At 47.3% G+C, this 26,399-nt stretch carries 18 protein-coding genes; 5 read left to right on the top strand and 13 right to left on the bottom strand.

All coding sequences use genetic code 11. The features are described 5' to 3' along the window. Positions 1-189 precede the first annotated feature (189 nt). Together ACUUJN_RS05450 and ACUUJN_RS05445 are read right to left on the bottom strand one after the other, a co-directional pair. A complete protein-coding gene (locus ACUUJN_RS05450; RefSeq protein WP_023987305.1) occupies positions 190-1,713 on the bottom strand; it encodes a copper amine oxidase N-terminal domain-containing protein in 1,524 nt (507 codons plus the stop codon). Between the two features lie 101 nt (positions 1,714-1,814). Then, positions 1,815-3,479, bottom strand: a complete 1,665-nt coding sequence (locus tag ACUUJN_RS05445) for a PucR family transcriptional regulator (RefSeq protein WP_023987304.1) — start codon at positions 3,477-3,479, stop codon at positions 1,815-1,817. Positions 3,480-3,723: 244 nt separating this feature from the next. On the opposite strand from ACUUJN_RS05445, the gene ald reads away from it, so the two are divergent. Then, positions 3,724-4,854, top strand: coding sequence for an alanine dehydrogenase (gene ald / locus ACUUJN_RS05440; RefSeq protein WP_279832040.1), 1,131 nt, complete (start codon positions 3,724-3,726; stop codon positions 4,852-4,854). Between the two features lie 91 nt (positions 4,855-4,945). Here the strand turns inward: ald and ACUUJN_RS05435 are convergent, their stop codons facing one another. From ACUUJN_RS05435 to melA, 11 genes are all read right to left on the bottom strand, one after another. Further along, complete coding sequence (locus ACUUJN_RS05435) at positions 4,946-5,482, bottom strand: mismatch-specific DNA-glycosylase (protein ID WP_250272880.1); 537 nt, start codon at positions 5,480-5,482, stop codon at positions 4,946-4,948. Positions 5,483-5,496: 14 nt separating this feature from the next. Then, positions 5,497-6,360: an aldo/keto reductase gene (locus ACUUJN_RS05430; RefSeq protein ID WP_023987301.1), complete on the bottom strand. Its 864-nt coding sequence runs from the start codon at positions 6,358-6,360 to the stop codon at positions 5,497-5,499. A gap of 12 nt (positions 6,361-6,372) precedes the next feature. Further along, a complete protein-coding gene (locus tag ACUUJN_RS05425; RefSeq protein ID WP_484669362.1) occupies positions 6,373-7,602 on the bottom strand; it encodes a hypothetical protein in 1,230 nt (409 codons plus the stop codon). A gap of 146 nt (positions 7,603-7,748) precedes the next feature. Beyond that, positions 7,749-9,203: a PstS family phosphate ABC transporter substrate-binding protein gene (locus tag ACUUJN_RS05420; protein ID WP_484669361.1), complete on the bottom strand. Its 1,455-nt coding sequence runs from the start codon at positions 9,201-9,203 to the stop codon at positions 7,749-7,751. A 193-nt stretch (positions 9,204-9,396) separates the two neighbouring features. Continuing rightward, on the bottom strand, positions 9,397-11,493 hold the full coding sequence (locus ACUUJN_RS05415) for a multidrug ABC transporter permease (protein ID WP_484669360.1): 2,097 nt from the start codon (positions 11,491-11,493) through the stop codon (positions 9,397-9,399). Beyond that, a complete protein-coding gene (locus ACUUJN_RS05410) occupies positions 11,468-12,370 on the bottom strand; it encodes an ABC transporter ATP-binding protein (protein ID WP_430181508.1) in 903 nt (300 codons plus the stop codon). The genes ACUUJN_RS05415 and ACUUJN_RS05410 overlap by 26 nt, the downstream gene beginning before the upstream one ends. Then, a complete protein-coding gene (locus ACUUJN_RS05405) occupies positions 12,363-12,752 on the bottom strand; it encodes a GntR family transcriptional regulator (RefSeq protein ID WP_023987294.1) in 390 nt (129 codons plus the stop codon). Before ACUUJN_RS05405 ends, ACUUJN_RS05410 begins: the two co-directional genes overlap by 8 nt. A 161-nt stretch (positions 12,753-12,913) precedes the next feature. Continuing rightward, positions 12,914-15,589: a PAS domain S-box protein gene (locus tag ACUUJN_RS05400; protein ID WP_484669359.1), complete on the bottom strand. Its 2,676-nt coding sequence runs from the start codon at positions 15,587-15,589 to the stop codon at positions 12,914-12,916. Between the two features lie 164 nt (positions 15,590-15,753). Next, a complete protein-coding gene (locus ACUUJN_RS05395; protein ID WP_028543206.1) occupies positions 15,754-16,689 on the bottom strand; it encodes a nucleoside hydrolase in 936 nt (311 codons plus the stop codon). Positions 16,690-16,863: 174 nt separating this feature from the next. Then, entirely contained in the window at positions 16,864-19,017 is a 2,154-nt protein-coding gene (locus tag ACUUJN_RS05390; RefSeq protein WP_081327418.1) for a glycoside hydrolase family 6 protein, read from the bottom strand. A gap of 544 nt (positions 19,018-19,561) precedes the next feature. Continuing rightward, positions 19,562-21,061 carry an alpha-glucosidase/alpha-galactosidase gene (gene melA / locus ACUUJN_RS05385; protein WP_028543208.1) on the bottom strand — a complete coding sequence of 500 codons (1,500 nt, stop codon included), beginning with the start codon at positions 21,059-21,061 and terminating at the stop codon, positions 19,562-19,564. Between the two features lie 263 nt (positions 21,062-21,324). Between melA and ACUUJN_RS05380 the strand changes: the two genes are divergently transcribed. From ACUUJN_RS05380 to ACUUJN_RS05365, 4 genes are all read left to right on the top strand, one after another. Next, entirely contained in the window at positions 21,325-22,170 is an 846-nt protein-coding gene (locus tag ACUUJN_RS05380; RefSeq protein WP_023987289.1) for a Cof-type HAD-IIB family hydrolase, read from the top strand. A 334-nt stretch (positions 22,171-22,504) separates the two neighbouring features. Further along, positions 22,505-23,503, top strand: a complete 999-nt coding sequence (locus ACUUJN_RS05375) for a sugar-binding protein (RefSeq protein WP_484669358.1) — start codon at positions 22,505-22,507, stop codon at positions 23,501-23,503. Then, complete coding sequence (locus tag ACUUJN_RS05370; RefSeq protein WP_484669357.1) at positions 23,500-24,945, top strand: sensor histidine kinase; 1,446 nt, start codon at positions 23,500-23,502, stop codon at positions 24,943-24,945. The genes ACUUJN_RS05375 and ACUUJN_RS05370 overlap by 4 nt, the downstream gene beginning before the upstream one ends. After that, positions 24,920-26,257 carry an AraC family transcriptional regulator gene (locus tag ACUUJN_RS05365; protein WP_069079698.1) on the top strand — a complete coding sequence of 446 codons (1,338 nt, stop codon included), beginning with the start codon at positions 24,920-24,922 and terminating at the stop codon, positions 26,255-26,257. Before ACUUJN_RS05370 ends, ACUUJN_RS05365 begins: the two co-directional genes overlap by 26 nt. The last annotated feature ends 142 nt before the right edge of the window (positions 26,258-26,399 follow it).

Here is a 26,399-nt window from a genome sequence, read left to right as displayed (position 1 = left end):
CGTATATCCCCCTAATTGTATGTGTTTTCCTATGCTGGAATGATACTATAATTATCTCAATTTTCCCTGTATAAAAGTATGGCACTTTTAAAATTTGTAAGCGCTTATTTTAATCGCTTTACTGAGCATTTTACCAATTTAACTAAAAAAGAACCAGCCCTAATTGGGCCGGTTCCTTGAATATCTTTTTTAGTCGCGTTTCAGTACATATTCCCCATCATTGTTACGAGTTACTGTGGCGCCAAGCGCCTCGGCAACTGATTTGAAAGGAACATACAATGTGCCATATTCATCCGTATATGGAGCTTGTGGCAGCGTCAATGTGCTTCCTTCCAATACAGCCTGTTTGGAGCCACTTTTCAGCTTAATCGTCTTACCTGTAATATCATCAATTACAGTAGTTTGTTTAGCAGCTGCATCCCATTTTAACTCGGAGTTCAGTTCGCTCGTCAGTTCACGCAATGGAATAAAGGCAGTGCCACCACGATTCTCCAAGACGTAGTAATCGTCTTTAGGATCGAAAATGGTTTCTACTTTTGTAATTTCCAAATCATTTTTTAAAATGTTGTAGATCGGAGAATTCGCTTCAAAATTGCGCAGCGTCGCTCCCGGAGTTAATTCAGCTTGTTTATTCAAATCAATAACACCGTTAGAAATATCCACTTTATCAGCCGTCACACTACCATTGACGTTCCAAGATTGAGTTTCGGTCAGAATTGTGAAGGACTTCACTGGAAGACCGTCCACATCTGGCAAAGCAACCGTCAGGTCTGTCGCCGCTTTGCGAACATTTCCTTTTTCATCAAAATACATGTCGCTTTTCAGAACCGTGTTAGCACTCAGAACCGTTTTGATTTCAGGGGACTGTGCATACATGGTGCTAACGCCTACATCATACTGATCAACGGCCAGATCCAAATACTTTTTAACTTCGGTATAAGCCTCATTGACCATTTTTTCTTTGTTAGCACTCAGTTCCGTTGTTACTTTATCACTACCTTCAATATTCATGCCGGAAGCAATCGTTTTAGTCATATCAATGGCTTGCCCGATCAGCTCTTTCAAGCCTGCTTCGTCCTTCGCCAGATTCGCCAGGAACGGTTTTACCAATGTTACCAGCTCATCACCACGAAGTTCAGCATGCAGATGGGTCAGTTTCACTTTGTCTTTTTCACCGTATACTTCCTCGGTTACAGACGTTGCAGAAATGGTAGAAGGGTTAGGCGCATGCTTGAGCATAAGTGCAGCGGCTGTTTTCGTCAGTTCTCTCACGTCTTTGGAATATACATATGGATCAAATCCAGCAGGCAGACCGCTCAAACTCTCTTGCGAGTTCAAAGATATGTAATAAGGTTTTTTGGCACCTTCCAGTTGAATAGCCAAACCTTGGCGGTCTAAAGCAAGTTCAAACGGCAAATTATACTTATCGATGTGCAATGTACCTTTGGCAGAAGCAAGTTCCTCCGATTGTACCTTGGCTTCATCCACAGTGACGGAAATCGAATTAATCAAATCTACGATTTCTTTATCTCCTTGCGTGATTCCTTCTTTTGGAGTCAATTTAAGAGAGATTTTCTCCGTTGTTTGCTGGGATTTCACATCAAGTGTTCCCAATAAATTTTTACTTACATCAAATCCACCTACTGCCTGGCAACCTGTCAAAGCTACCATTAACAGAATAAGAGGGACGGCGATCCATTTTTTTATATTCATATTAATCCCCTTTCAAGATATTTCCGTTATCTCTTCTATTATCTCAGTGTTAACACGCATTGTAAATGAGTAGAATGGAAAATAGAACTAGTTATTTAGGATCAATTTTCAGCCTGAAGCATTCGGTAAGCCAGTAGCGCCATCTCTAGGCAACGACGTTTGTCAGGGTCTGCCAGATTTCCCTCTATGATTTCATTAATTTTATCCAGCCGATTATAAAGGGTCTGTCTGTGAATGTACAAAATTCCGGCGGTATCACGCTTGGAGCCATGGGATTGAAAATAGGCATCCAGTGTATCCAGAAGCTGCATATGGTGCTCACGATCATGCGCAATCAGCCCGCCCAAATGGTCCTCTACGAACTCTTGTAGAAAAGGAATGCGGGGCACCGCCTTCAACAACTGATAGATTCCGATGCTGTCGTAAAATAACCGATCCTTCATGACTGGGACGCTTCGTGCCACTTCAATGACCTCATATGCCTCTTCAAAACTGCGATCCGTCCCCGTCATGCGATGCCTTACTTTACCAAAGCCTGCATGAATGCGCACCTTATCAAGCTGTCCTGCGGCATAATTCTGAATATATTGAACAGTATGGGCAAGCACTTTTTTCATTTGCGCTGCGGAACGCAGTGTTAATTCCTCCTTGGCACAAAGGATGTAGCATTGACTCCCCTTCATCATCAGCAGATTGTGCAACGTTTCTTTTTTCAACAATGAACGAAGCAGCACCAGCACATCCTGATTGATGGATTCCTTGCGTACCTGACTGGCATCCTTGTCCTGATGTTCCACCTCGATGACCCCTGCCCAAAATAAATACTGCCCCTTCGATAACAATCGCAGGCCCATTCGGGTCTGGGCCTGTTCTTCACTGGGAAGCTGTCCGCTCAATACATCCTGAATCAATTCATTTTGATTACGCAGCAATCGGTCTTCAAGAAACTGTGTTCTCAGCACCAATGTAGCGGCTGCCTTGGCAGTGTAATCGAGTAACAGCGACATTTCTTCCGTTGGCATTTCACTATGCAGCACCAAACCTACTGCGGAAAACACCTGACCGAAGCATACAACGGGCTGGAACAAGACGGCAGTGGATTCATTCAGGTGAAACAGCAGGTGCCCCTCCCGATCGGCGGTCATACTAGATTCCACTTCATTGGCATAAAAATCTGCAATACGGTCCGCCAAATCCGGCTGGACGGAAGGTACGAATCGATTGGTGTCAATGGAAGACATGTAGATGACCTGCCGGGCTGCATAGTCATGAAGCACACGCAAGAGGGCGTTCATATCAGTGCTGCGCAGGGTCTCCTGCTGAAGCTGACGTGAAAATCGCTCCAGATCTTTTAGGAGTTCATGATGTCGGTTAATAAGTAGGGAATGAATATCTTGTGTAATTTCAACAAAACGCACTGGCTGCTCAAATACGATGACCGGGAAGTGATGTCGTTCCGCCAACTCCAGAATTTCAGAGGGGATTTCATGAATGCTCGTGCCCAGCTCCACGCACAATCCCGCAGCTTCCGAGCGGATCAGTTGCTCCATATACTCGGCACGCTCTTCCCCCTTCCGTGTGAGCCACAGGCCGGTCGTCAAAATCAAGTCATGACGGCTCACAAACGGAGAAACATTTGTGATTTCTAGTACATGGACCCAACCCACACGGCGATTTACGCCCTGTTCCCCCGCCGCCAGTTTTGCCCGCCGGAAAACGGGACGTTCCAGCACATCCGCAATGGTAAATGTTTTTTTACCGTTCATCGGCATTCTCCTTATGTATATGTCTTTATGTCATTTTATATGACATATATTCATCAAAAAGTCGAGCCTTTAAGTCAGATAATCCGACAAAATGTATGATGTCAAGGAGCTTCCCCCCTTGTAAACTGTACCTAATCTAACATGAATTGCATTTATCGGCTTGAGTCCATGTAACTAATCGGCAAACTGCACAAAAATGATAGTGTAATTTTCTTAACAATTATTTTTAGGAGAGGTGAATGAAATGAAAATTGGGATTCCGAAAGAGATTAAAAACAACGAAAATCGTGTCGCTCTAACGCCAGCAGGTGCAGCTCAATTGATTCAACACGGACATCACGTATTTGTGGAAAGCCATGCAGGTGTTGAAAGCGGCTTTACGGATGGAGATTATGCCACTGCGGGTGCGACTCTTGTGCAGCAAGCTGCGGACGTGTGGTCCCAGGCGGATCTGATTATCAAGGTAAAAGAGCCGCTCCTCTCTGAATACGGGTATTTTCGACCAGGATTGATTTTATTCACCTATCTGCATTTGGCTGCCGAGCCAGCACTGGCCCGCGCTTTAACAGACAACGGCGTAGCCGCCATTTCCTATGAGACGCTAGATGTTGAAGGCAGCCTCCCGCTGCTTACCCCGATGAGTGAGGTTGCCGGACGAATGGCTGTACAAATTGGAGCACAACTGCTGGAAAAACCAAAGGGTGGCAAAGGCATCCTGCTGGCAGGTGTGCCGGGGGTCAAACGCGGTAAAGTGACCATTATTGGCGGAGGGGTGGTCGGCACCAATGCTGCCAAGGTCGCCATCGGTCTCGGGGCAGATGTGACACTGATCGACCTGAGCCTGCAAAGACTGCGCCAACTGGACGATATTTTTGGCAATCAGCTCCATACGCTGGTGTCCACCCCGTCCAACATTGCTGAAGCCGTGGCGCAAAGTGATTTGCTGATCGGTGCTGTCCTGATCACTGGTGCCAAAGCCCCGCGGCTCGTAACGGAAGCGATGGTACAGACGATGCAGCCCGGCTCTGTGATTGTGGATGTCGCCATCGACCAAGGCGGCATAGTCGAGACGATTGACCACATCACGACACACGACCAGCCTACCTATGTGAAGCATGGCGTCATTCACTATGCGGTAGCAAACATGCCGGGCGCGGTACCGCAAACCTCGACGCTCGCTCTGACGAACGCGACGCTCCCCTTTGCTCTCCAGCTCGCAGATTTGGGTGTGCAGGAGGCGCTTCGCAGAAGCAAGCCACTGCTTAGCGGCACCAATGTCCTGAACGGACATATTACCTACGAAGCGGTCGCACGTGATCTGGGATATCCTTATGTTCCCGTGGAACAGGCATGGCAGGCGAAAGCCTTACAATAGAAACAGCTCAAAGAACCACACACTCTTCCCAGCAGGGACTGGAGCGTGTGGTTCTTTTTGTGCTAGCTGTATTCACCATACTTACTGCATTTCAGACGATCTCTGACGAAAGGAACGTTTGAAGATGGCGATAAATATCTGTGATTTCTTCCAGCGACATGCGCACCAGTCCGCTAGACGAAGGTGCCACAAATTCATGCATCTCGGGAATTAGCGGTTCAGGCTGAAATCCCCAATCTACTTTGGATTTTTTACTGTATTCGGTGTATACGCCTTTGCCGACAAAGCAAGCAACCTTCGGACGGTATTCCTTTAGCTTCTCGTATAGCTTCAGACGTCCTTCGGCGTATTCCTCGCGTGCAATGTCCTCTACTCCCCTCGTGGGACGGGAAACAATGTTCGTAAATCCGAAGCCCAGCTTCAGCAGCTCCCGATCTTCTGATGGATCGTACAAGCGAGGTGTCAAGCCTGCTCCCTCCAGTATGCGCCAAAAGCGGTTGCGCGGATTCGCATAATGATGTCCTACCTCGCCTGATTTCAAGCTGGGATTAAAGCCGATGAATACAACGGATAATCCATAATCCAGATGATCATCTACCTCATGCAGTTCTGTCTCTCGCTCTGTCATGGGCTCCTCCTTCCTCAAACAATATCCAGTGGCTGCTTCCGCGTTGGCGGAGAAAAAGCTTCGTCTATTTGTTGAAGTTGTTCAGGAGTGAGCCGAATACTTGCTGCCGCTGCATTTTCTCGTACATGCGATTCCTGCACCGCCTTCGGAATTGCCCAGACATCACCGTCCCGTATGACCCACGCGAGCGCAATTTGGGATGGAGTTACCCCGTGGCTGGCAGCAATGTCTACCATAACAGGATGCTCCAGCAGACCCCGTCGCAAGCGGCCACCTTGGGCAATCGGGCAATAGGCCATCACAGGCACTCCATGCGTACGGCTCCAAGGTAGCAGATCATATTCGATGCCCCGCGAAGCCGCGTGATACAGCACTTGATTGACAGCGCAGGCTTCGCCTCCACCCAGGCTCCATAGCTCCTCCATGTCGGATTTGTCCAGATTGGACACTCCCCAGCTACGGATTTTGCCCTGCTCACGCAGTTTTTCCATGCCTTGTACCGTTTCTTCCAGCGGAATATTCCCGCGCCAATGCAACAGATACATGTCCATGTACTCTGTTCCCATTCGTGTTAGGCTCGCTTCGCACGCTTGAGCCAGTCCTTGGCGGTCCGCATGATGAGGATACGCCTTGCTAACAAGATAGACATCGTCCCGGCGACCCCGAATGGCCTCTCCGACGATCTCTTCTGCGCCGCCCTCCGCATACATTTCAGCCGTGTCCACCAGCGTCATACCCAGCTCCAAGCCTAGTTGAAGCGCGCGCACCTCTTCCTGCCGGAGTGACGCTTTTTCACCCATATTCCACGTACCCTGCCCGATTAACGGTACTTCACGACCGTCAGTCCATCTAATCACACTTTTCTTATGATGGCTCATATTCATCCCTCCTTAGGATCCTGATGCCACAGGCTTGTCAAATACATGGCTCTGCGTCCAATGCTGTCCACCATCCGAGGTGGTATACATAACTGGGGCCTGCTCTGAATCTGAGAAAATAGCCCAGCCTTCCTTGGCATTTGCCATCCCGATTTGCTGTCCGCCATAACCGTCAAAGCCTTGCTTGCCATTGTTCCACGTCTTGCCGCCGTCAGTCGTCCAGCCGATCGTATTAGGCTTGTCGCACGGTGCGCAGTAGCCACCCATCCATGCGGTACTGCTATTAACCGGATAGAGCATACCTGGTGCCGTCCCTTCATTTTTGGCAACCTGGTTCTCTTGCTGGCTAATACCTGGTGCCGGACCGCCGCCAGCGGTGGCATTCGCCAGCACAGCACGCCAGCTTTGTCCACTATCGGCAGTATGCCAAAGCGAATACGACGTCTGATTCATCCCCGTATCTCCAACCAGCTCGATCCATGCGTTGCCACGTTCTACCGAACGAATAATGGCTCCATTTAGAGGCGCCTCCGTTGTGCGTGACATGACAGTAGTCCACTTTTGGCCCCCGTTAACAGTGTGTAAAATCTGAAACGAACGGTCTGTGTCCTGCGTAACCGCCCAGCCGTTTTGCCGATCATGGTAATATGGCTGTCCTACCATGTGGCCAGGCATGGGGAGCGAAGACCAGCTATGCCCGCCATCCTTCGTATATTGGCTGCCACTGAACCCTTCCTTGGATGATACAAAGTGTAAAAAGCCCGTTTGCCCTTGCTCAGGTACAGTCCCGACAACCTCCCAGCGTTTACCGCCATCGCGAGTGGCCAGCAGCGATCCGCTGTCTGCCATAACAGCCCAGGCCTGCTGTCCGTTCAAGGCAAAAATCTGCTGAACCGTACCTTGGCCCTGATATTGCACATTCCACGTCGATCCGACTGAACCGGATGCAGTCGCGTCCGTTCGGGCAATCCAGCCATTTCCGCCGATCCAGCCGGATTGACCGTCGATCAAACGCAGCGCGGTAATATTGTCCATGCGGACCTTCGCTATAGTAGAGTCTGTGGTTGCTTGTCCTCCTGTTTTCGGTGTATCTACAGTTGTTCCCGAACCATTCGCTTGTGCCGAGGCGGCACCCTTTTGCTCATTTTGAGCCGTTTGTCCTGTTTGCGAGCCTGTTTCACACCCCGCTGTCACTATGGCTACGGCGAGCAAAAGCACCCATACCGATGTTTTTTTCTTCATTTTCGTTCATCCCCTTATGTTGGTGATATACATGCTGTGCGGGTATTGTATTCACAGCAAAGCATATTCTATGTATTACCCTGCTGTCTTCGTTTCACTCTTAAGGTGAATATACGGGTGACTGTATGCGAACCATCGTTTCAGGTTTACGAGTTTACAGGAACAAAGCCGCCTTTTTCGATGGCCCGAGTTCCTTCTTCACTTTGCAGCCATTCGAGTAATCGTTGCATCGAAGGGCTTGGTTTCTCGCCTTCCCGTGTGACCACGAACAGTTGAGCTGTGAATGGATATTGCTTCGAGCGAATGTGTTCTTTGTTCGGCTCTACTCCATCAATAGACAAAAATTTGACCTCTTGACGATTATGCATCACATTTGCAAAATAATAAAATGAATATCCGAGCGCGTTGTGATCCTTGTTAAAATCTGCGACTGCATTAATCATACCACCCATAATGCCAATTTGTAGTTCACGTGGCGGGTCAGCCATCTCATGGCCTGCCATCACTTTCTTTTGCATGTATGTCTGACTGCCTGAATTTTCTTCTCGCTGATAAGCAATGATCGGCTGATCCTTGCCCCCTACTTCATTCCAATTATGGATAGCTCCTTCATATATGCGACGAACCTGCTCCGAAGAAAGTCCCTTAACCGGATTGTCTTGATGCACGAGAAAAATAAACGCATCCCACCCAATGGGTGTGAGCTTCATTTGTATTCCCCGACTTTTCGCCAGACGCAGTTCCTCATCGGAAGGACCGGCCACCAGAATCAGATCCGCCTTCTTTTCGATCAAATTGACATATGCCTGATGGGTCGTGTTGAATCTCAGCTCGTGCGCCGCTCGCGCCTTGCTCATTCCAGTCAGTTCATGCAGCATATCCTGCGCAAACGGAATGGCCGCCGTAGCCCCGTCAACTACCGGAAAATCCTTCTCTGCAATGTACGGGCGTTGAGGAAGCATCAGTGTAATCGTCAGCACAATGACGAGCGCAGCAGATATCGCGGCAACAATCCATTGCCATCTATGATCCACCTTACCATTCTTGTCGGTTAGCGCTGGATAACGATTCACCTCAACTCCTACTACCATGCCAACTATCGGCAGCAGTGCTGCCAGTAGAAACCAGATTTCACCATGCTGTGTATATGGCCCCAGTACCTCCAATACAGGCTCTGCCCAGGCGTGATAGAGTGAAAAAAGTTCCCACGCCCCTCCCCACACTTCAGCAGGTTGACCACCAGACCCTTGTATTCCTATAATCCACAACCACAGCCCACATAATAATGATAATAGCCCGGTCAGCATCAGCGAAAGCTTGCCCATGCTGGACATACGCGCACTCAAGGCACCATAAGCTGCAAAGATGAGACCGATAATCCATGCATATAGAAGCAGTATTACAATCACAGTTGTATCCGTCACACCTTCATGCCTCAGCAAAAGCTGCACTTGGGGTGCCACAACCATACTCCAAACTACATTAAACATGACTGAAAACAATCCAAACATAAACGTACCGCCCAGCCATGGCCAAAACCATGCTATCCGCACAGACTCGTCCTTTTCCGGCTTGGTTATAACTCCCTTTGGATCAGACATGTACATCCCCCTATATCTAATGAATGAAATGAGACTGTAAGCCATTGCTTCTTCATTGTACAATTATGGTAAAGATTAGTATACGAGAGGAGGATAAAAATGTCCTTATCCGATCATCCGAACGAGGAGGCACTCAAGCTACATATGGCAAAAAGGCCTCCCCCCACGGGAAAGGCCTTTTTGGTATCGGATTTTAAGGAACTGTCGGTAAAGCCTTTGCAAGCTCCGGTGTCATATCTTTTGGAGTTAATAAGTAATAGCCTGTGTGGGCATCTGAACTGTATAGAGGCTTAACCTTAACTTGAAACATATAAGTGCCTTTTTCTATATTTGGAGTAAGGTTATAAGGTCTGCGCTTTTCCAGTACAGTGCTCCAAAGCTTCGAATCTTCAATGGTTGTTGCTTTGTGCTTCTGTTGAATGCTTTTAAATAGTTTATAGTCTTCAATATACTGATTAGGCTGATAAGGCTCCATTTCCTGAGAAATAATAGGAACAGCCCGTATTGAGAAAATATCCTTGGAATCAATGATCACCTTATCCGCATACCCCTTTTGCTCTAGCCAACCTGTAAGCTTGTGATATGAGGCCGGCCAACTAAATGAAATTTCACGCTTCCAGCTCGGTTCTTTATTGGTAGAGGATGACTCTTTATTTGTAATAGAAACATTCCCCAGAGGATATCGATGTGATTGCATTTCGCTATAACTCATATTTAATACTTCTTCTTTGAGTATATCTTCAAATTCACGAGTTTCTTTGGGATTGGTCAAAACCACTCGTCTTTCATTATCATCTATGGATTGGATATTAATCGTCTCTGCTTTTCCTTGCAGCTTATCCAGCTCGTATCTTACCGTTTTATAAGGCTCTGCTTCCATCACCTTAGTCAGTTCTGTCCTGAAAGGCTTTTCTGGGAATGTATAACGCCTAGTCATGGTGGAACCATCATCCAAACGATAGACTATGACTGCCCTTTCAACGGCCAGGTTTTTGGACAACGATTTCTCGCCAGCTGCATGTGCACGTACGAGTTCACGATGTAAATTCAGCACAGAGGCGATATAGGCCCTGTCTTGGGAGTAATAAGCTTCTTTTTCTGCATCTCCCCCTAAAGGCTCCTCTTGCCCCACATAAACTTTTTCTACGGAGTGTGCTGTTGGAATCCGTCCCTCATAACCCAACCAACCTGAAATCGGGATATATAGTACTAGCCCCATGACCACACCGTAAACGACCATTTCTATCAAAGCGCGAACGCGCACAATTTGCCACGTTTTGCGGATGACCATCTCTACAATGATATAGCCTAAAATAGCTCCAAGTGCATACCCAAAAATCGACCAATTAGCTCCTCTTGTACCTGCATTATAAAAATAATCGCCTAGTACAAGCATAGCGCATAGTATAACCCCTGCCTTGAACAAAGGTTGAAAGAAAGAGAAAGCCATTGCCTGAGTCGCCTTCTCGACCAAGCGTTTACGATACAAACCATAACTCAAGGCGACAAACAGCAGGGAGATACCTATATAGGCAAGCAGCTCCATGTAGGAAAAGGCGCGATTCGGCAAGTTGTCCATAATGCGTACAAACGGCGATAAGTTTTCCCAAATATTATTATTGCTGCGAAACTCCGAACCGTTAATATATTGGACAATGGTTTCTTGCACCCGCACATATCCGTATAAATTACGCTCCAGAAAACGCCCCATCATCATGAATAGAAACTGAGGCAATAGCAATAAAACATACACTACTACGGTCTGTAGCAACGATTGTCCCACACAAATACCTACAAACACGGTAAAGGTAAAAAAGAAAATCGTAAGGACGGATACGACCAGTGCCCATGAACCAATATCATGGATATGAAAAATATAAGGCAGTTCGACTGACGTGTTAACCCAGGCAGTTACTCCCGCAGTCAGCCATACAGGTACAAGTAAAAGAATAAGACCGCTAATCAAATGTGCCGTTAATAGATGCTCTCTACGCAAAGGTAGGCTATGATACAAATCGGATGGCCCCTGTCGCTGAATAAAACGAAGCAGCATCACACCTGCCAGCACCGGTACGGTCACTAAAATTAATTTTTGCAATTCATTACCTGAGCTTGTGCTATCGAACAAGCTTTTTAAAACCACTCGTGGTTGTTCATCACCAATGCTCATAAACAATGGCAGCAGTACTGTAAATAGCAATCCCACCAAGTACAACAGACCGATCCAGCCATGCTGTCTCAGGCTTTGGCGAATTACGCCGCCGCTACAGAAGAATCGGTTGGATGTCATAACCTGCGTCCTCCATTTCATAAATGAAAATTTCTTCAAGCGTCAACGGCAGCAAATCGAACACATGCGGCTCATACGCTTCAATCGTCTCTGCAATCCGCTCTCGTTCACCCCGGATAATAAGCAGCAGAATACTGCCCCTCCGCTCCTTATGTACAACCGAAAGTTGTCCACATACGGCTTCCTCATGCGTGCTGTCACGAAAGGCAACCTGTACCTTATGCGTATCAGACTTGAGGTCGTCGACCTCTTTTTCCAGCAGCATCCGACCCTGGTGCATAATGCCGACGTGATCACACATGTCTTCTATTTCACGCAAGTTATGAGATGAGATCACGACGGTCATCTCGCGTGCAGCGGTTTCCTGAAACAGTAAATTTTTGATCATTCTACGCATCACCGGGTCCAGCCCATCAATCGGTTCATCCAAAATGAGCAGCTCAGGCATACAGCTCAAGGCAAGCAAAAAAGCAGCCTGACGCTTCATCCCCTTGGAAAAACGGTGAAGCTTTCGTTTAGGATCTAGCTTAAAAACCTCCGTAAGCTGTATGTAGCGTTCCTCGCTCCAGCTCGGATAAATGGAGCGGTAAAACCGGGCCATCTGACGAATTGTCGCTTGCGGAAAAAAATAGGGGGTGTCTGGCATAAACAGAATACGCTGCTTGACTTCAGGCTGCTCATACACCGACTGCCCACCGATTAATACCTTGCCAGTATCCGGTCGGTAAATCCCGGCGATGATTTTGAGCAGTGTCGTTTTCCCTGCCCCGTTCGAGCCCAGCAACCCAAAAATAGAGCCCTTCTTCACCGTAAGGGCGAGCTGATCGACAGCCTTTTCTTCTGTAAATGTCTTTGTGACTTCCCTTAATTCAATCAAGGGACATCCCCCTTTCCTTTGTTTGTATAGCTTCCACGTATATGTCGTCCACTTCCTGCTGCGTAAAACCGAAATGGACGGCTTCGATCATCTGTTTTAACAATGCCGCCCGAATCTCATCCCGCTTTATTTGCTGCGGCTGATGCTCGGCAGGTGTGACAAAGCTGCCTTTGCCTTGAACGGAATAAATGTATCCTTCTCGTTCCAACTCTCGATACGCCTTCTGAATCGTATTCGGATTCACCGTAAGCTGAGCGGACAATGTCCGTACGGAAGGCAATTGCTCATCCGGCTGAAGTGATCCGTACACGATCATTTCCTTTACCCTGTCCATAAGCTGTTCGTAGATCGGCTTGCGGCTGCGGATATCCAGCTCGAACATGGACTTCCTCCTTTCAAGACTTATTCTGATTCACTTGTATATACTGAACTGTTCTAACTGTACTATCATTAATAGTACAGTTAGAACAGTTTGTCAATCTTTTCTTTGGTTATTCCTTACAAAAATAGCCGTGATGCATCACGCATCACGGCTATCTCTTTTTAGCCTTCCTTTGACTCATAAGGTTCATCACGGCTTATATTCGCAAGCGTTGAACCTTCCGGCAGCTTAAGATCCAGCTGGAACCGGAACGTCGCTCCTCTGGCCTCATCGCTATCTACACCAATAGCCCCCCCCATCAGCTTGACCAAGTTTTTACAGATGGACAATCCTAGTCCCGTCCCTCCATATTTTCGGTTCAGTGCCGGATGAAGCTGGGAAAAAGGCTGAAACAATAGATGCTGGCGGTCTGCTGGGATACCGATTCCAGTATCCGTTACACTGAACTCAATCAGGCATCTATTTTTACGACGGCTGTAAGCCTTTCTCTCCACAAAGATATTTACACGCCCTCGCTCCGTAAATTTGATCGCATTGCTCACCAAATTCACCAGCACCTGTCGAATACGCACATGATCGCCGACCAGCATCCCCGGGATTTCCTGATCCACATGCCATTCCAGCTCAATGCCTTTTTCCATAGCCTGCGTCATGAATAGGTCAGCCACACTGCCCACCACATCATCTAGCACAAAGGACTCGTGCAGCAAAGACATTTTGCCAGCTTCGATTTTGCTCAAATCCAGTATCTCGTTCAATATCTGCATTAAAGCACCGCTGCTACTGGTAATAATGTCTATATAGCTACGCTGCTCCTCATCCAATTCAGTATCTGCCAGTAACCCCGCCATGCCTATAATGCCGTTCATCGGTGTACGGAGCTCATGACTCATCACAGAAAGAAACTCTGACTTGGCCCGATCGGCGCGTTCGGCAGACTCCTTGGCCCGAATGATCTCCTTTTCATTCGTCCTGTCTACAAAAACCATCACAGCCCCTTTTCGCTCGCCATTATCCATCAAAGGGCTGATTCGATAGGAGGCCAGAAAGCTGGACCCGCCTTTTTTCCAAAATACAGCTTCCTCTGCCTGATAAGAGGCTCCGCTTCGAATCGCTTGAAGAATAGAGGACTGTTCGTCCGGAAAATGACTGCCAATTTCGTCAGCATGGAGGATCATGTCTATGCAAGCGCCATTCAGCGGATTGGCAGATCCTACGCCAAACATCTCAACAGCTGCCGGGTTCATAAAGCGGACATGTCCTTCGGTACTTAAACCTACAATTCCTTCGGATACGGCATTCAAAATAAGCGAATGCTCATTACTGAGCTTTTCAATTTGAGCAATGTAGCTTTTAAGAGGGGTAACATTTTCTATAATCCCGTAGCAGCCTACAATTTCCTCTTGCACGAAAATCGGGATATTCGTCATCTTGATGAATAGACGCTCCCCCTCCTTATGTATAAATTCCGATTCATAGGTTTGCGTCTCACCCTGCTTGGCCAGCTCCATGTGACGCTTGATTTTGTCCTGTTCCTCAGAGGAAGCCATGATGAGTATGTCAGCCCCAAGCAGCTTATCCTTCGTATAACCCGTAAGCTCCTCCAAGCTCGGATTCACGCTCAAGATATGACCTTCCATATTCACGGCGCATATCCCGAGTGGATTATGCTGAAACAGTGACCTATAACGGTTTTCACTTTCGCGCAGACGCTGCTCCATTTCCCGGTGCTCTGTAACATCCTGGATCATTCCAACCACTTGAACGGGCTTGCCTGCATGCTCGTCCATTTCAGCTTCCCAGATTGAACGCAGTACCTTTTGTTCCCCATTCGGCAATACAATCCGGTAAAAGGTTTCTTCGTGAACTCCCTTTAATATAACGTTGGTGATAATCTGTTTCATGCGCTCTGTATCTTCTGGATGAACAGCCGCCATGAACGCGTCAATACTTGTTTCAACCGACTTGACACGATAACCAAAAATGCTGCGAAATTCCTTGGAGAAATGCATAACATTGTTGACCAGATCCCAGTCCCATGAGCCGAACATCGCCAACCTTTGAGCTTTTGCCAAATTCTCCTCGCTCTTCTGGCGCTCTGTGATGTTGCGTCCGATGGACAGTACTCGCTTGATTCTGCCCTGTTCATCCCGAATAATCCGGTACGATACTTCCAGCCACAAATAGTGCCCGTCCTTATGACGAACACGCCGCTTCATGATGCCTGTTTCCTTGAAGAGTCCATGTACACGCATATAATCGGCATCTTCAACATGGTAGAATTGGAGCCGCTTTTTGCCGAGCATTTCCTGCTTTGTATAGCCTAGGAGTTTTTCCACCGAAGGAGAAATATATTGGAGTATGCCGTCCGCCGTGCTATATGAGATAACATCCGGCGTATTTTCCGTAATCAGCATGTACAAATCCTCATTATCCGAGAGCACCTGCTCCATATCTTTTTTCTCCGTGATATCCATTGCATACGCAATCAAATAAGATTGTTCGGTAGCCTCATCATCAAATATGGTTAATTCCAGCGATAGCCAGACGGATGTTCCCCTTTTATGTTTCAAACGCAGCTCTGTCTTATAGACTTGATCCGTAGCCTTTAGCCAACCTGCGTAAGCCTCCCTCAACCCTCGCTGATCCTGAGCCTCTTTATACAAGAGATGGTAATATCGGATATCCAGTAATTCCTCCTGCTCATATCCGACCATTTTGCAAAAGGCGGGATTGACGTACAGGCACTTCCCCTCCCTCGACAAAATCACGATTCCTGTCGGGGCATGATTATACATATGTTCCAGCAAAGGCAGTCGTCGAGCAGCAGAAAACACAATGAATCTCCTCCTTTGTGGTCCGGCAGTTTTTCTAACTACACCTATTCTAACATGATATGGGATTTTATAGCAGTGAGTCCACCTTTAGATAAAGGCCCTTAAAACATGTATGCACAAAAGATTGCCGATGCAGGTTCATCGGCAATCTTCGAATTATTTTTTTATACCACCCGGCTAAGAAAATGACGCAAAAATCGCTCCGCATCGACTTTAAGTGCCACATCAACCGTAGTCAGGGCTTGAGCTTCGTTCTCATTTTGCACCTCACGGGTGCGACCAACCTCGGCGGAATCCCCCACCTCAACGGCAATGTGCATTGGACGCGTCTCCACAAAACTGGAATCTATCGCTAATCCTACAGCCAGTGGATCATGCAAAGCACAGCCTGCAATACCAGGTCTGAAATTGCGATAGGCTTCCATATAAAAGTCTGTCATATCTGCCATAAACGCGCCCAGCTCGGTCCCTTGCTCACGCCATTTGTCCACATCCTGCTGGGGAAGCAGTGTTTGCATCGTGACGTCCAGCCCAACCAGCGTAAGCGGAAAGCCCGCTCCCAGCACATAGGCTGCGGCTTCTGGATCGGCATAAATATTCGCTTCAGCCGTCGGAGTTACATTCCCTTTCACTGTAACCGCGCCGCCCATGATGATCAGGCGGTCAAGCAATTGGGGCAATTCGGGGCAGCGATCCAATGCAATCGCAAGATTGGTCAGCGGTCCCACAGCTACCAGGGTAAGTTTGCCTTCATAGCGACGAGCCTGTCCGATTATAAAATCAGCGGCATCCCCAGACGCAGCCTGACGGGAGGGAGCTCCTTTCAACTGATTGCCAATACCGTCTTCACCGTGAATATGCCGGGAATAAGGTTTGAACAACTCCCGAGCATACGGCTTGTGAGCGCCAGACACGACCGGAGCCTCTACCCCCAGTTTTTCCAGCAGAATCAGTGAGTTACGTGTTGCCTCCTCCACCGAGATATTACCAAAGGTGGTTGTAATACCGAGTAGCTCCAATTCCGGCGAATGGACCGCATACGCAATAGCAAGCGCGTCGTCAATGCCAGTATCTACATCTAAGATTAACTTTTTGCTCATGATGACCCTCCACAGTAGAACAGCATTCTTTTTTTCATTATACACAATTTCAATGCTTATTCCCTTGGTCATCAAATTCTTTATTCGAAGACGTAAAAAAAGACTACGACAGCTATGCCGTAGCCTTCTTTTAATACTTTTCAATCACTCAAGGGCACTTGTTCTGGCTAAATCCTAAGGCTCGATTCCCCACACCAGCTTATCATTGTGGAACAACGTTACTTTGTTCCATTCTGCATAAGAGGTTTTCGTTGGATCGAAGGAGTAATCATTGGATTCGTTCAGGTTAGACCAGTCGCTATTGTTCATGCGGATCTGAATATCACCTGTTTGCGCTCCAGCAGCAAGCGAGCCGGCAGCAGCACTGAAACCAATTTCAATATAGTTGTCTGTAATGGTACGCAGCACGTTATCATTGCCTACTTGCGCATAGTCTACTGCAGATTGCAGCTCTTGGCTGCCATCCTTCGTGAAGTAATAGCGGATTTTCAGCTCACTCAGCTTCACGGGTGTTGTACCTTTATTTTTCAGGTTAAGGAAAGGCTTGACTGCGTTATTAGCTGGGTCGGTGTCACCAGCCCGGTACATTACAACCAGATCACCCGCTGGTTCTGTAGGGTCGGTTGGATCAGTCGGTGTACCTTTAGGTTCAGCGCTTACCGTTGCGGAATCCTTACTTGTTCCTTTCGCATTCGTAGCACTTACAACATAGAAGTAAGTTGTTCCGTTCGTCAGCCCCTTATCCGTGTACTCTCTTTCCGTTACAAGAGGCGCAACGGCTGTAAAAGGACCTGCTTCGCTAGTGGCACGTTTTACCGTGTAGCTATCGGCACCAGTAGACGCATTCCAAGTCAGCGTTACTTGAGCATTGCCCACAACAGCCTTTAAGCCTGACGGTACAGCTGGAGCTGTAGGCGCTGGGTCCACACCACCAGTGGAAGGCACGATTGCAGGGTACGCATTTTGTACCAGCATCACAAACTGATCATGGAACCATGCTCCTGAAATAGGTGCATTCGGTAAAGCATCTGTTAATGTGCCATCCTTGGTTGTATAGGTAGGATCACACATACGGTCAAAGCCTTTACCCTCATCGTTCGGAATGAGTGAGCTGGAACCATCGGAATCACCCGGAGGTTTCGCCCATACATAGGCATCAATATGGCCAGCTGGAGCCGTTTGTGGCGGTGTTCCCATACCTGCTCCGCTGTTATTACACCAGTTACCACGGTGCGAGCGTTTGTCAACACGGCCTGAGTTTACATAGGAGTTAATATCATTGCCGACTGCGGAAGTCGGACGGTTAGGTCCGCCCCATCCGTTACGGCCTGTATCAATTAACATACCGAGTGAGCTCGGCCAGCCTGCGCTGACAAAATCTCTATGCAATGACTCTGCGAAATCCGATTCATCGAAATTAGGATTCCATTCATAGTACTTGGACGATTTGATCGGTTGTCCGCCGACATTCAGATTTGGATCAGGCAAATTAGGTTCTGTCAGCGGTGAAGTATTGGCTGTATTCGTGATAAAGCCATCTACACTGGACAGACCTTTACTAGTGTCTTTGAAGATAGTTGTAAACAGGGATACCGTTGCTGCACGGTTGTTATCCCAACCTAACCAGCCAGAGTGACCGATATCTACGTATTTGTACACATTCGGAATCTCGTTCAGCTTATTCATTGTGTACTTAACACCAGCTTCATAAATCCCTGTAGACTTGGCTTGCGCACATTTAGGATCATCCAGATTGGTTACCAGGTTTGGCAAACTATCTGGTTCAATGATCGCTACGATACGAATATCCTTATATTTGGGATTTGCAAAAATAGAAGCAATTTTGTCAACATAATCCTTTTTATATGTTTCCAGCCCTGCCTGAGTCAGCGGTAATTCACCATTGGAAGCCAAGGCATGACAATCCCGTCCGGGCAGATCATACACAATAAATTCCGCCGTAATCGGTGTGCTGCCTTTCTTTTGCGCCAATACTTGGTCCAAATGCGCTTCCAGGCCAAGCTTGCCTCCACCGCCGTTAATAGCAGCGATACGATCAAGCCATACGGCTGTCGGGAATGTTTTGACCGTTTGCATTTTTGCTTTCAGATTGGCATCCGTAATCTTGGCAATCGATGTATCAACACTAGCCGCATAATCAGGACTAACATATTTTGTCGCCCCTTGGTAAGGATTGTCCACATGGGATTCTGCATGTATTTTATCCGTAAATCCTGCACCTGGTAGAAAGCTGCTTGCGACGAGTGATAGCGCAAAAGCATACTTCATGCTTTTACGAAGCACTTGCTTTGTTTTCAATTGCTTCACCTATCTTTCCGTGGATTTTGTTGAATCTTCCTATGTCGGCACCTGATTGTTACATGATTAAATGTGAGTTACGCCTACTCTCTCCAAAAAAAAGCGGCGTTCATAGTTGCGAAAGGTAAGCGCTTTCTATTTGTCCATGCGCTCACATTTTCCCCTTTTTGTCACCTCCTATGTTAGATTATAGTGAGCTGGAAATCTGCTGTAAATTGAATAAATTAAGGACTACATTATTAATTAGGCATATGAATTGCCACTCTAACGGTTCGTTGTGGCACCTCTTTTTCTGAAACCGGTTCCTTCATTTGTTGAACATCCCTGCTATGACAAGCTCTCAGGAGATTTAGGATCGACAGCAAAAAAGCGAATTCAAAAAAAGCAAGACCGCATTCTTTAATTTCCGTCAGCTCAAATCGACAATGATAAACTCCAGAACGCCAACTATGCCAAATCGTTATATCTATCGACAGCAAAAGGGTGTTTTCAGGCCACATGACCGTGAAAACACCCTTTTATTGTTGTGAAGTCAATCTATGCTCTTGTTGTTCTACACTTTTTCGCGATCCTTGCCCTTATCGGATTGCCCTGCATTTTTATTGGCGGCATCCCGATCCAGCTGCATTTCTTCAACCGTCTTCACCTTAAGTCGCGCTGCTCCCTCATAAGGTCGGGTTGGAATCAGATCGCCTGCAGCCAGACGTTGACGCGCCTCGACAATTGCTGCTCCGTATTGCGGCAACCATGCTTCCTGGGCCACCAGCATTTCATCGACCATCTGCCAAATTTCTTTCGGATTACACACCGCGCCCACTAGCGGATCCATCATAAACGCTTGCCGCAGCAACTTATCATCTCCGTGCACAGCCGCTTCAACAGCCAAACGCTGGACGGAAATACTTACATTGCAGACGGCAGCAAGACCGAGCGGAAGGTCTCCTACATGTGGCATGGAGATACCATTCCGATCCACATATCCAGGCGCTTCAATAATCGCATCGTCCGGCAAATTGGAAATCACACCGTTATTTACGACATTAAAATGCCCCCGGTATACACGTCCGGTTTCTAGACCTTCGATAATGTATGAACCATGCTCTTCACCGCGATTTTCCGCCTTGTACTCCAATGGGTCTTCTTTCATCCAGTTGGGGAAATCTGTTTCAAACCAATTACGTCCTTCTGTACATACACGCAGATAGCCGCCTGTTTCTCCGTTGATCCAGCTGCCTAGATCAATCCAGTCCAGAATTTCATTCGGACGCTTCCGGTACCAAGGTACATATTCACTTAGATGGCCATTCGACTCTGTGCTGTAATAGCCAAAACGACGAAGCATGTCGATGCGTACCTTTTCGGTGCGGCTATATTCGGGATGTTTTTCAAAAGCCTCCAGCAGTCCAGCTGTCAGATCCTTGCCTTCATGTGACGCCTGAATGTACCACGTCTGGTGATTGATTCCGGCGCACACAATGTCCACATCCTGCTTCTCCAGACCATACACCTCGGCAATTTGGTGATGCCCATGCTGGACGCCGTGGCATAGGCCGATTGTACGCACACCGCTGTATTTATTGCAGGCCCACGTAATCATCGCCATCGGGTTCGAGTAGTTCAGCAACAATACATCCGGTGCACTTAGCTCGCGGATATCCTTGCAGATGGCCAGCATTTCAGCAATACCACGCTGACCGTACATAATCCCTCCTGCACACAGTGTATCGCCCACGCATTGATCCACGCCATATTTCAGCGGAATATCCACATCGGTTGCAAAGCCCTCTAGCCCTCCTACCCGGATGGTACAAATGACGTATTTGGCATCCTTTAGAGCTATCTTTCGGTCCGTAGAGGACTGTATTTGTATGGACAAACCATTCTCACGAATATCCCGCTGGCACAGCTCAGTAACCATATCCAGATTGTGCTGACTGATATCCGTAAAAGCCACTTCAATATCGTTAAATTCCGGCACCGATAACAGATCTCGCAAAATTCCACGGGTAAAACCGATGCTTCCTGCTCCAATAAAAGCTACTTTAAATGACACGGCATTCAACCTCCGGTAATTAGAATTGGTATATACCGTCATTGTAGCAATAGCTCTGCGGAAAACGTTATCAAAATCATGACCAGTTTCGTATTTAGGTGTCAAAAATCCTAACTTTCGCTTTAGCAGAGGGTTGCCCATTTCCATTTTGCTCCATCCGTTTCTCTCTTTCTATCTAGTGTTTTTTCAGTTCAATATGTACTTTAAGTGCGGTAAATGTAGTAACATAAAAGAAAACATTGGAGAGCAAGGAGCAGCCTAAGATGAACAAAAAGATTATCTTTTTAGATATAGATGGAACGCTAGTGGATGATGATGGTATGATTCCCGAATCTGCAAAAACAGCATGTATCGAAGCGAGAAAGAACGGACATCTGATTTATTTATGCACTGGCCGATCCAAAGCGGAGATTTATGATTTTATCATGGAGGTCGGTTTTGACGGGATCATCGGAGCTGGCGGGGGCTTTGTAGAAATCGAAGGCGAGATGTTATATCACCACAAAGTATCGGATGAAGATGTTAAACATATGGTCGATTACTTTGATGAACATGATTTGGACTTTTATTTGGAATCGAACGGGGGACTGTTTGCGAGTAAAAACTTTTTGCCCCATGTGGAACGGCTTATCTATGGTGATGTGGACAATGATCCCGTAGCCAGAGAAAAAAAAGAACAACGCCCGCATCCTTTTATCACTGGTCTAACTATAGGAGAGGACAACCTGTACCGTAGTGACGTGAACAAAGCATGCTTTTTGGAAAACAAAAATGTTCCTTTCGAACAGATCAAAAAGGAATTTGCAGGGAAATTTGAGGTTATTCAATGTACTGTATCTGCTTTCGGGCAAGACAGCGGCGAGCTAATGGTTCCCGGTATTCACAAAGCCGTAGCTATTGAAAAGCTTATTGAGCATTTGGGAAGATCCCAAGAAGACACCATTGCTATCGGAGACGGGATGAACGATGCTGAAATGATTGAATATTGTGCGCTAGGAATTGCTATGGGAAATGCCAAACCGGGCCTCAAAGCCATTGCAGATGACATTACGGATGCTGTCGATGAAGATGGACTGTTTCACAGCTTTAAAAAGCATGGTCTGATTTAGTGAGGTTATTTTTTTATACTTAAGCCCCTGCAGTAGTTTCTGGACTTAAAAATGTCCTAATTCTACTGGTAGGGGCCTATCTCCAATGCTATCTTTCCACGGAATTCACTTAGTGCTTGCTCGGCTTCTATCTCCTCACTACTTGTAAGATGGGCAAACCATTCTTCAAATATCTGTTGTTGCTTACCCTTCAAGATTTCTACTTTGGTCATGTACCTTGATTAAAATATGGAATTCCTCCTCAATAACCGCGCTTATGCTGACGATAGCTGCGTGCGGTTGTTTTGTTGCTGTATAATGAGTGAGTCTGTAAATATTTACAAAGGAGCAAGACATGTCAAACCGTAAATGGACATTTATCCTTATCCCAGTCTTCCTGCTATTTGCCTGGCTGCTCTTCCAGTTCACTCTGTCTTCTTTTCAAATTCACCAATTTGCAGAGTTATTGAAGACGGTTTCTCCAAAAGACGGGGTTTCCGCTACAAAAGTCGTAATGATATCCCAGGAGTTGGATAATTATTACTGGCGGTCAATCGAACAAGGAGCCCGAAAGGAAGCGGAACAGTACGGTATGCGGCTCGATTATATCGGGCCGGACCGCATTAATCCGTCCGAGCAGGTCAAACTGCTGGATAAAGCGATTGCCAGTAAGGCGGATGCAATTCTGGTTCAAGGGATAAATGATCCAGAGTATCGCCGATTAATCGACAAAGCAGCCGGACTTGGCATCCCCGTCATCACGATCGATACGGATGAACCAGATTCCCGTAGACTAGCTTACGTGGGAACGGATAACGAAGGAGCAGGAAAACGGATGGGCGCGCTGTTAGCGAAAGCCTCTGGAGAGCGTGGCGACATTGGAGTTATGATCAGTAGCGAGCGCGTCGAGAATCAGCGACTCAGGCTTGCTGGATTTCGTTCCGTGATCGGTCGCTATCCCAAGCTCCGCATTGTGGAGATTCGCTCCTCAAATATTTCACGGCTTCAGGCAGCACAGCAAGCTCAGAACATGCTCACCCGGTATCCGCAGATCCGCTACATGGTCGGATTCAGTGCGCTGGACGGCCTTGGTATTCTGGAAGCCTCGGAGCGACGCGGAGCGCGGAATTTGCAGATTTTCGCTTTTGACGATATGGCCGAGACGTTGAAAGCCATCAGAGATTGCAAAATCGAACTGACCATTGTTCAACAGCCAGAGGAAATGGGGGCTAAGTCCATAAAATTACTGAATGATTATCTAAAGGGGAATCCCCCCCAGGAATTAACATACACCAGGATATATGAGATGCATGCGGACACTCCCGACAACATGACCGGAGATGACAGACGATGACGATCAGAACGAAGCTGCTTCTGTTCATCCCTCTTCTAGTTGTGTTCGCCAATATCATCGCTTATTTTGTATTCCAAAGCGGAAAGGTCGTACAACAGAGCTACGATGAAATGCTTGGCCGCATTCTTCTCATCGAGCAAACCTCCGAATCGGCGGAGAGCAACTTAAATCTCCTATATGCCTATCTGCTTAATCCAAGAGGCGATAAGGCTGTGCAGGGTCCGACAGAATACCAATTGATGCAGTTGAAAGGCAGAATTCAGGAAGTCTCCAACTCGACCGACCCTTCTTTCGCCGAGGAGGACTACGTGAATCTGTTGGCTACATTTCTTAAAGAGAAACAAGCCGCAGTTCTGGATGCAAAGGCACAAGATCCTCAATCGGCTTTTGAACATTATATTGAAGCGGAGAAAACCGTCAGCTATATTCATGAGGAGGGTCAGCAACTGATCGATGATGAACTGGCTTATTACCGGCCAATCATTGAGAACATCCGGAACAAGAATGAGCGAATGAACGGATGGGGAGTGGCGTTGTTCGGCATGAACGCGCTGATGGGGGTTTTGCTTGCAATCTGGGTCTCGCGCAGCATTACTGGCCCTGTCGGCAGACTTGTCGGACTGGCGAAGCGAATCGCCACAGGTGATCTGAATATCAAGCCCCAACCGCGACGGGATGACGAGCTAGGCGTACTGTCGGACGCCATTTCGCAAATGTCCGCCGATTTGAGTATCCTCATCGAGAAGGATAAACAGAGTCTGGAAATGCGGCGGCTTGTGAAGGAACTGGAGCTTCTGGCTCTGCAAAATCAAATTAACCCGCACTTTTTATTTAATACCTTAAATGTGCTCTCCAAGCTGGCGATTCTGGAAGGGGCGGAGAAAACCAGCGACCTGATCGTTTCGCTGTCCAATCTGCTACGGTACAGCCTGCAGAAGCTGGACAAACCCGTAACTCTCCAGGAGGAACTGGATCATATCCGCGAATACGTAACCATCCAGCAGGCGCGTTTCAGGGACAGAATTCGCTTCGATCTTCACTTTGACGCTTCCGTACTTCAGCAGCAAATTCCGGCCCTGACGATCCAGCCATTTATTGAAAACGCTTTTCTTCATGGTGTGGCAGATATGGAAGACGGAGCCATTATCATGTTAACGCTGTCGAGAGCAAACGAAGATGTACAAATTGAAATTTCGGACAACGGAAAGGGCATGACGGAGGAAACCCGACTGTCCGTACTCCATCTTAAAGGCGAAGTCGAAAGCGGCAGTTCAACAGGACTTGGAATGCAAAATGTGTTTAGGCGGCTGCAGTTGTTCTACGGAAAGGAAGGAATGGTTGAAATCAATAGCAATATCGGACGAGGTACTACCATAACAATACGAATTCCAGTCAAGAAGGAGAGTGAGCAGACTGATGTATCGGTTGTTGATCGCGGATGACGAGGCTTTGGAGAGAGAAGGACTGGAATTGACAGTGGAACGGGCGATGCCGGGGATATTCCGGTTTATTCATGCCGGCAACGGCCGCATGGCGATTGAATGTGCGGAAGAGCACCGTCCCCATATTGCCATTCTGGATATCAATATGCCTGGAATCGACGGGCTTGCGGCGCTTCGTGAATTAAAGGAGCGGCTTCCCGATACCCGATTCGTGCTCGTCACTGCCTATGATTATTTTGCCTATGCCCGGGAGGCGCTCTCTTTGGGTGTGAAAGAATATATTCTGAAGCCAGCGAAGCGAGAACTGATCATCGGTACACTGAAACGACTGATTGAAGAAATTGAGTACGAGAAGCGGGCACGTACGGAAGAATTGGAGCTTAGGCACAAAATCTCACAGCTGATGCCGCTCGCAGAAAATGAGCTGGCTTTAATGCTTATGGTTGACCAGACCGTGGATTCGAGCGCTTCCCAGCTATCAGAATGGCTGGACTTTCCTCTTGATCAGGGAAGCGCCATCATTGCCGCCTTTGACGGATATACGGACGAGCAGGATAAAAAGAAAATTTACGATCATTTCCGAAGCTATGTAAAAACGCATGGCCCGAATTCCATTGTAAGCTCCTTGATCGACCATCATGTAGCCACTTTTTTACGCAAGCCGCCTGTCACCGGCGAAAACGACTGGCGGCAGTTGGTTAAACACCTTGTTCAGCAGCTCTCCGAGCTTGCCCAGGAGCAACTTGGTATAAAGACGGCCATTGGAATCGGGTCGCTGCATAGCGGCGAGGAAGGACTTCGCAAGTCCTATTTCGAAGCCGTTTTTGCCTCCACCCTACGCAAACGGGATGGAGGTTACTGCCACTTTGACGAACTGAAGTCATCAGAGGCTGGAAACGCTTCTTTGCTTGCCGTCAAAGCGGAGAATGGAATGCTTCAGCAGACGTACGTCATGTCAGCACTGCAACGGATACGCGAACAGCGAGAGGTTCAAACACTGACTATGCTGGGTAGGGCGAAAATGTATATCGAGGAACGGTTCAACGATGATCTTTCGCTGGAAGAAGTGGCTGATTTTGTCCATTTGAATCCTCACTACTTCAGCAAAATTTTCAAACAGGAATACGGAGAAACATTCATCGACTTCGTAACCCGGCTGCGGATTGATAAAGCCATCTCTCTGATTAAGGCCGGCAACCTTACTCTTAAGGAAATCAGCTTTGAAGTGGGTTATAAGGACCCGAACTATTTTAGCCGAGTCTTTAAGAAGATAACGGGTGTTCCTCCCACTGAGTTCAAAGGCCAAAAATAGTAGAGATTCATCCATGTCGACTATCGGCATGGATTTTTTTAAGCTCGAATGACAAGGTAATGCTAGGTTCAGCCCCTCCGTCTCCAATTCGGGAATCGAAGCCAAAATCGTGCAGGAAAAGGTCCGTTTAATGAAGACGATA

The sequence above is a fragment of the Paenibacillus sp. LRG-1 genome (genome assembly GCF_057220305.1).
Note: the sequence above shows the minus strand (reverse complement) of the source record. Positions and strands in the feature narration are given on the sequence as shown.

Excerpts from the sequence above, each read along its gene's own strand:
- ACUUJN_RS05430 (WP_023987301.1), bottom strand. The coding sequence starts at position 6,360 with ATGAGCCATCATAAGAAAAGTGTGATTAGATGGACTGACGGTCGTGAA.
- ACUUJN_RS05395 (WP_028543206.1), bottom strand. The coding sequence starts at position 16,689 with ATGAGCAAAAAGTTAATCTTAGATGTAGATACTGGCATTGACGACGCG.
- ald (WP_279832040.1), top strand. The coding sequence starts at position 3,724 with ATGAAAATTGGGATTCCGAAAGAGATTAAAAACAACGAAAATCGTGTC.
- ACUUJN_RS05420 (WP_484669361.1), bottom strand. The coding sequence starts at position 9,203 with ATGTCTGATCCAAAGGGAGTTATAACCAAGCCGGAAAAGGACGAGTCT.
- ACUUJN_RS05425 (WP_484669362.1), bottom strand. The coding sequence starts at position 7,602 with ATGAAGAAAAAAACATCGGTATGGGTGCTTTTGCTCGCCGTAGCCATA.
- ACUUJN_RS05375 (WP_484669358.1), top strand. The coding sequence starts at position 22,505 with ATGTCAAACCGTAAATGGACATTTATCCTTATCCCAGTCTTCCTGCTA.
- ACUUJN_RS05415 (WP_484669360.1), bottom strand. The coding sequence starts at position 11,493 with ATGACATCCAACCGATTCTTCTGTAGCGGCGGCGTAATTCGCCAAAGC.
- ACUUJN_RS05365 (WP_069079698.1), top strand. The coding sequence starts at position 24,920 with ATGTATCGGTTGTTGATCGCGGATGACGAGGCTTTGGAGAGAGAAGGA.
- ACUUJN_RS05435 (WP_250272880.1), bottom strand. The coding sequence starts at position 5,482 with ATGACAGAGCGAGAGACAGAACTGCATGAGGTAGATGATCATCTGGAT.
- ACUUJN_RS05370 (WP_484669357.1), top strand. The coding sequence starts at position 23,500 with ATGACGATCAGAACGAAGCTGCTTCTGTTCATCCCTCTTCTAGTTGTG.
- ACUUJN_RS05380 (WP_023987289.1), top strand. The coding sequence starts at position 21,325 with ATGAACAAAAAGATTATCTTTTTAGATATAGATGGAACGCTAGTGGAT.
- ACUUJN_RS05450 (WP_023987305.1), bottom strand. The coding sequence starts at position 1,713 with ATGAATATAAAAAAATGGATCGCCGTCCCTCTTATTCTGTTAATGGTA.
- ACUUJN_RS05405 (WP_023987294.1), bottom strand. The coding sequence starts at position 12,752 with ATGTTCGAGCTGGATATCCGCAGCCGCAAGCCGATCTACGAACAGCTT.
- ACUUJN_RS05445 (WP_023987304.1), bottom strand. The coding sequence starts at position 3,479 with ATGAACGGTAAAAAAACATTTACCATTGCGGATGTGCTGGAACGTCCC.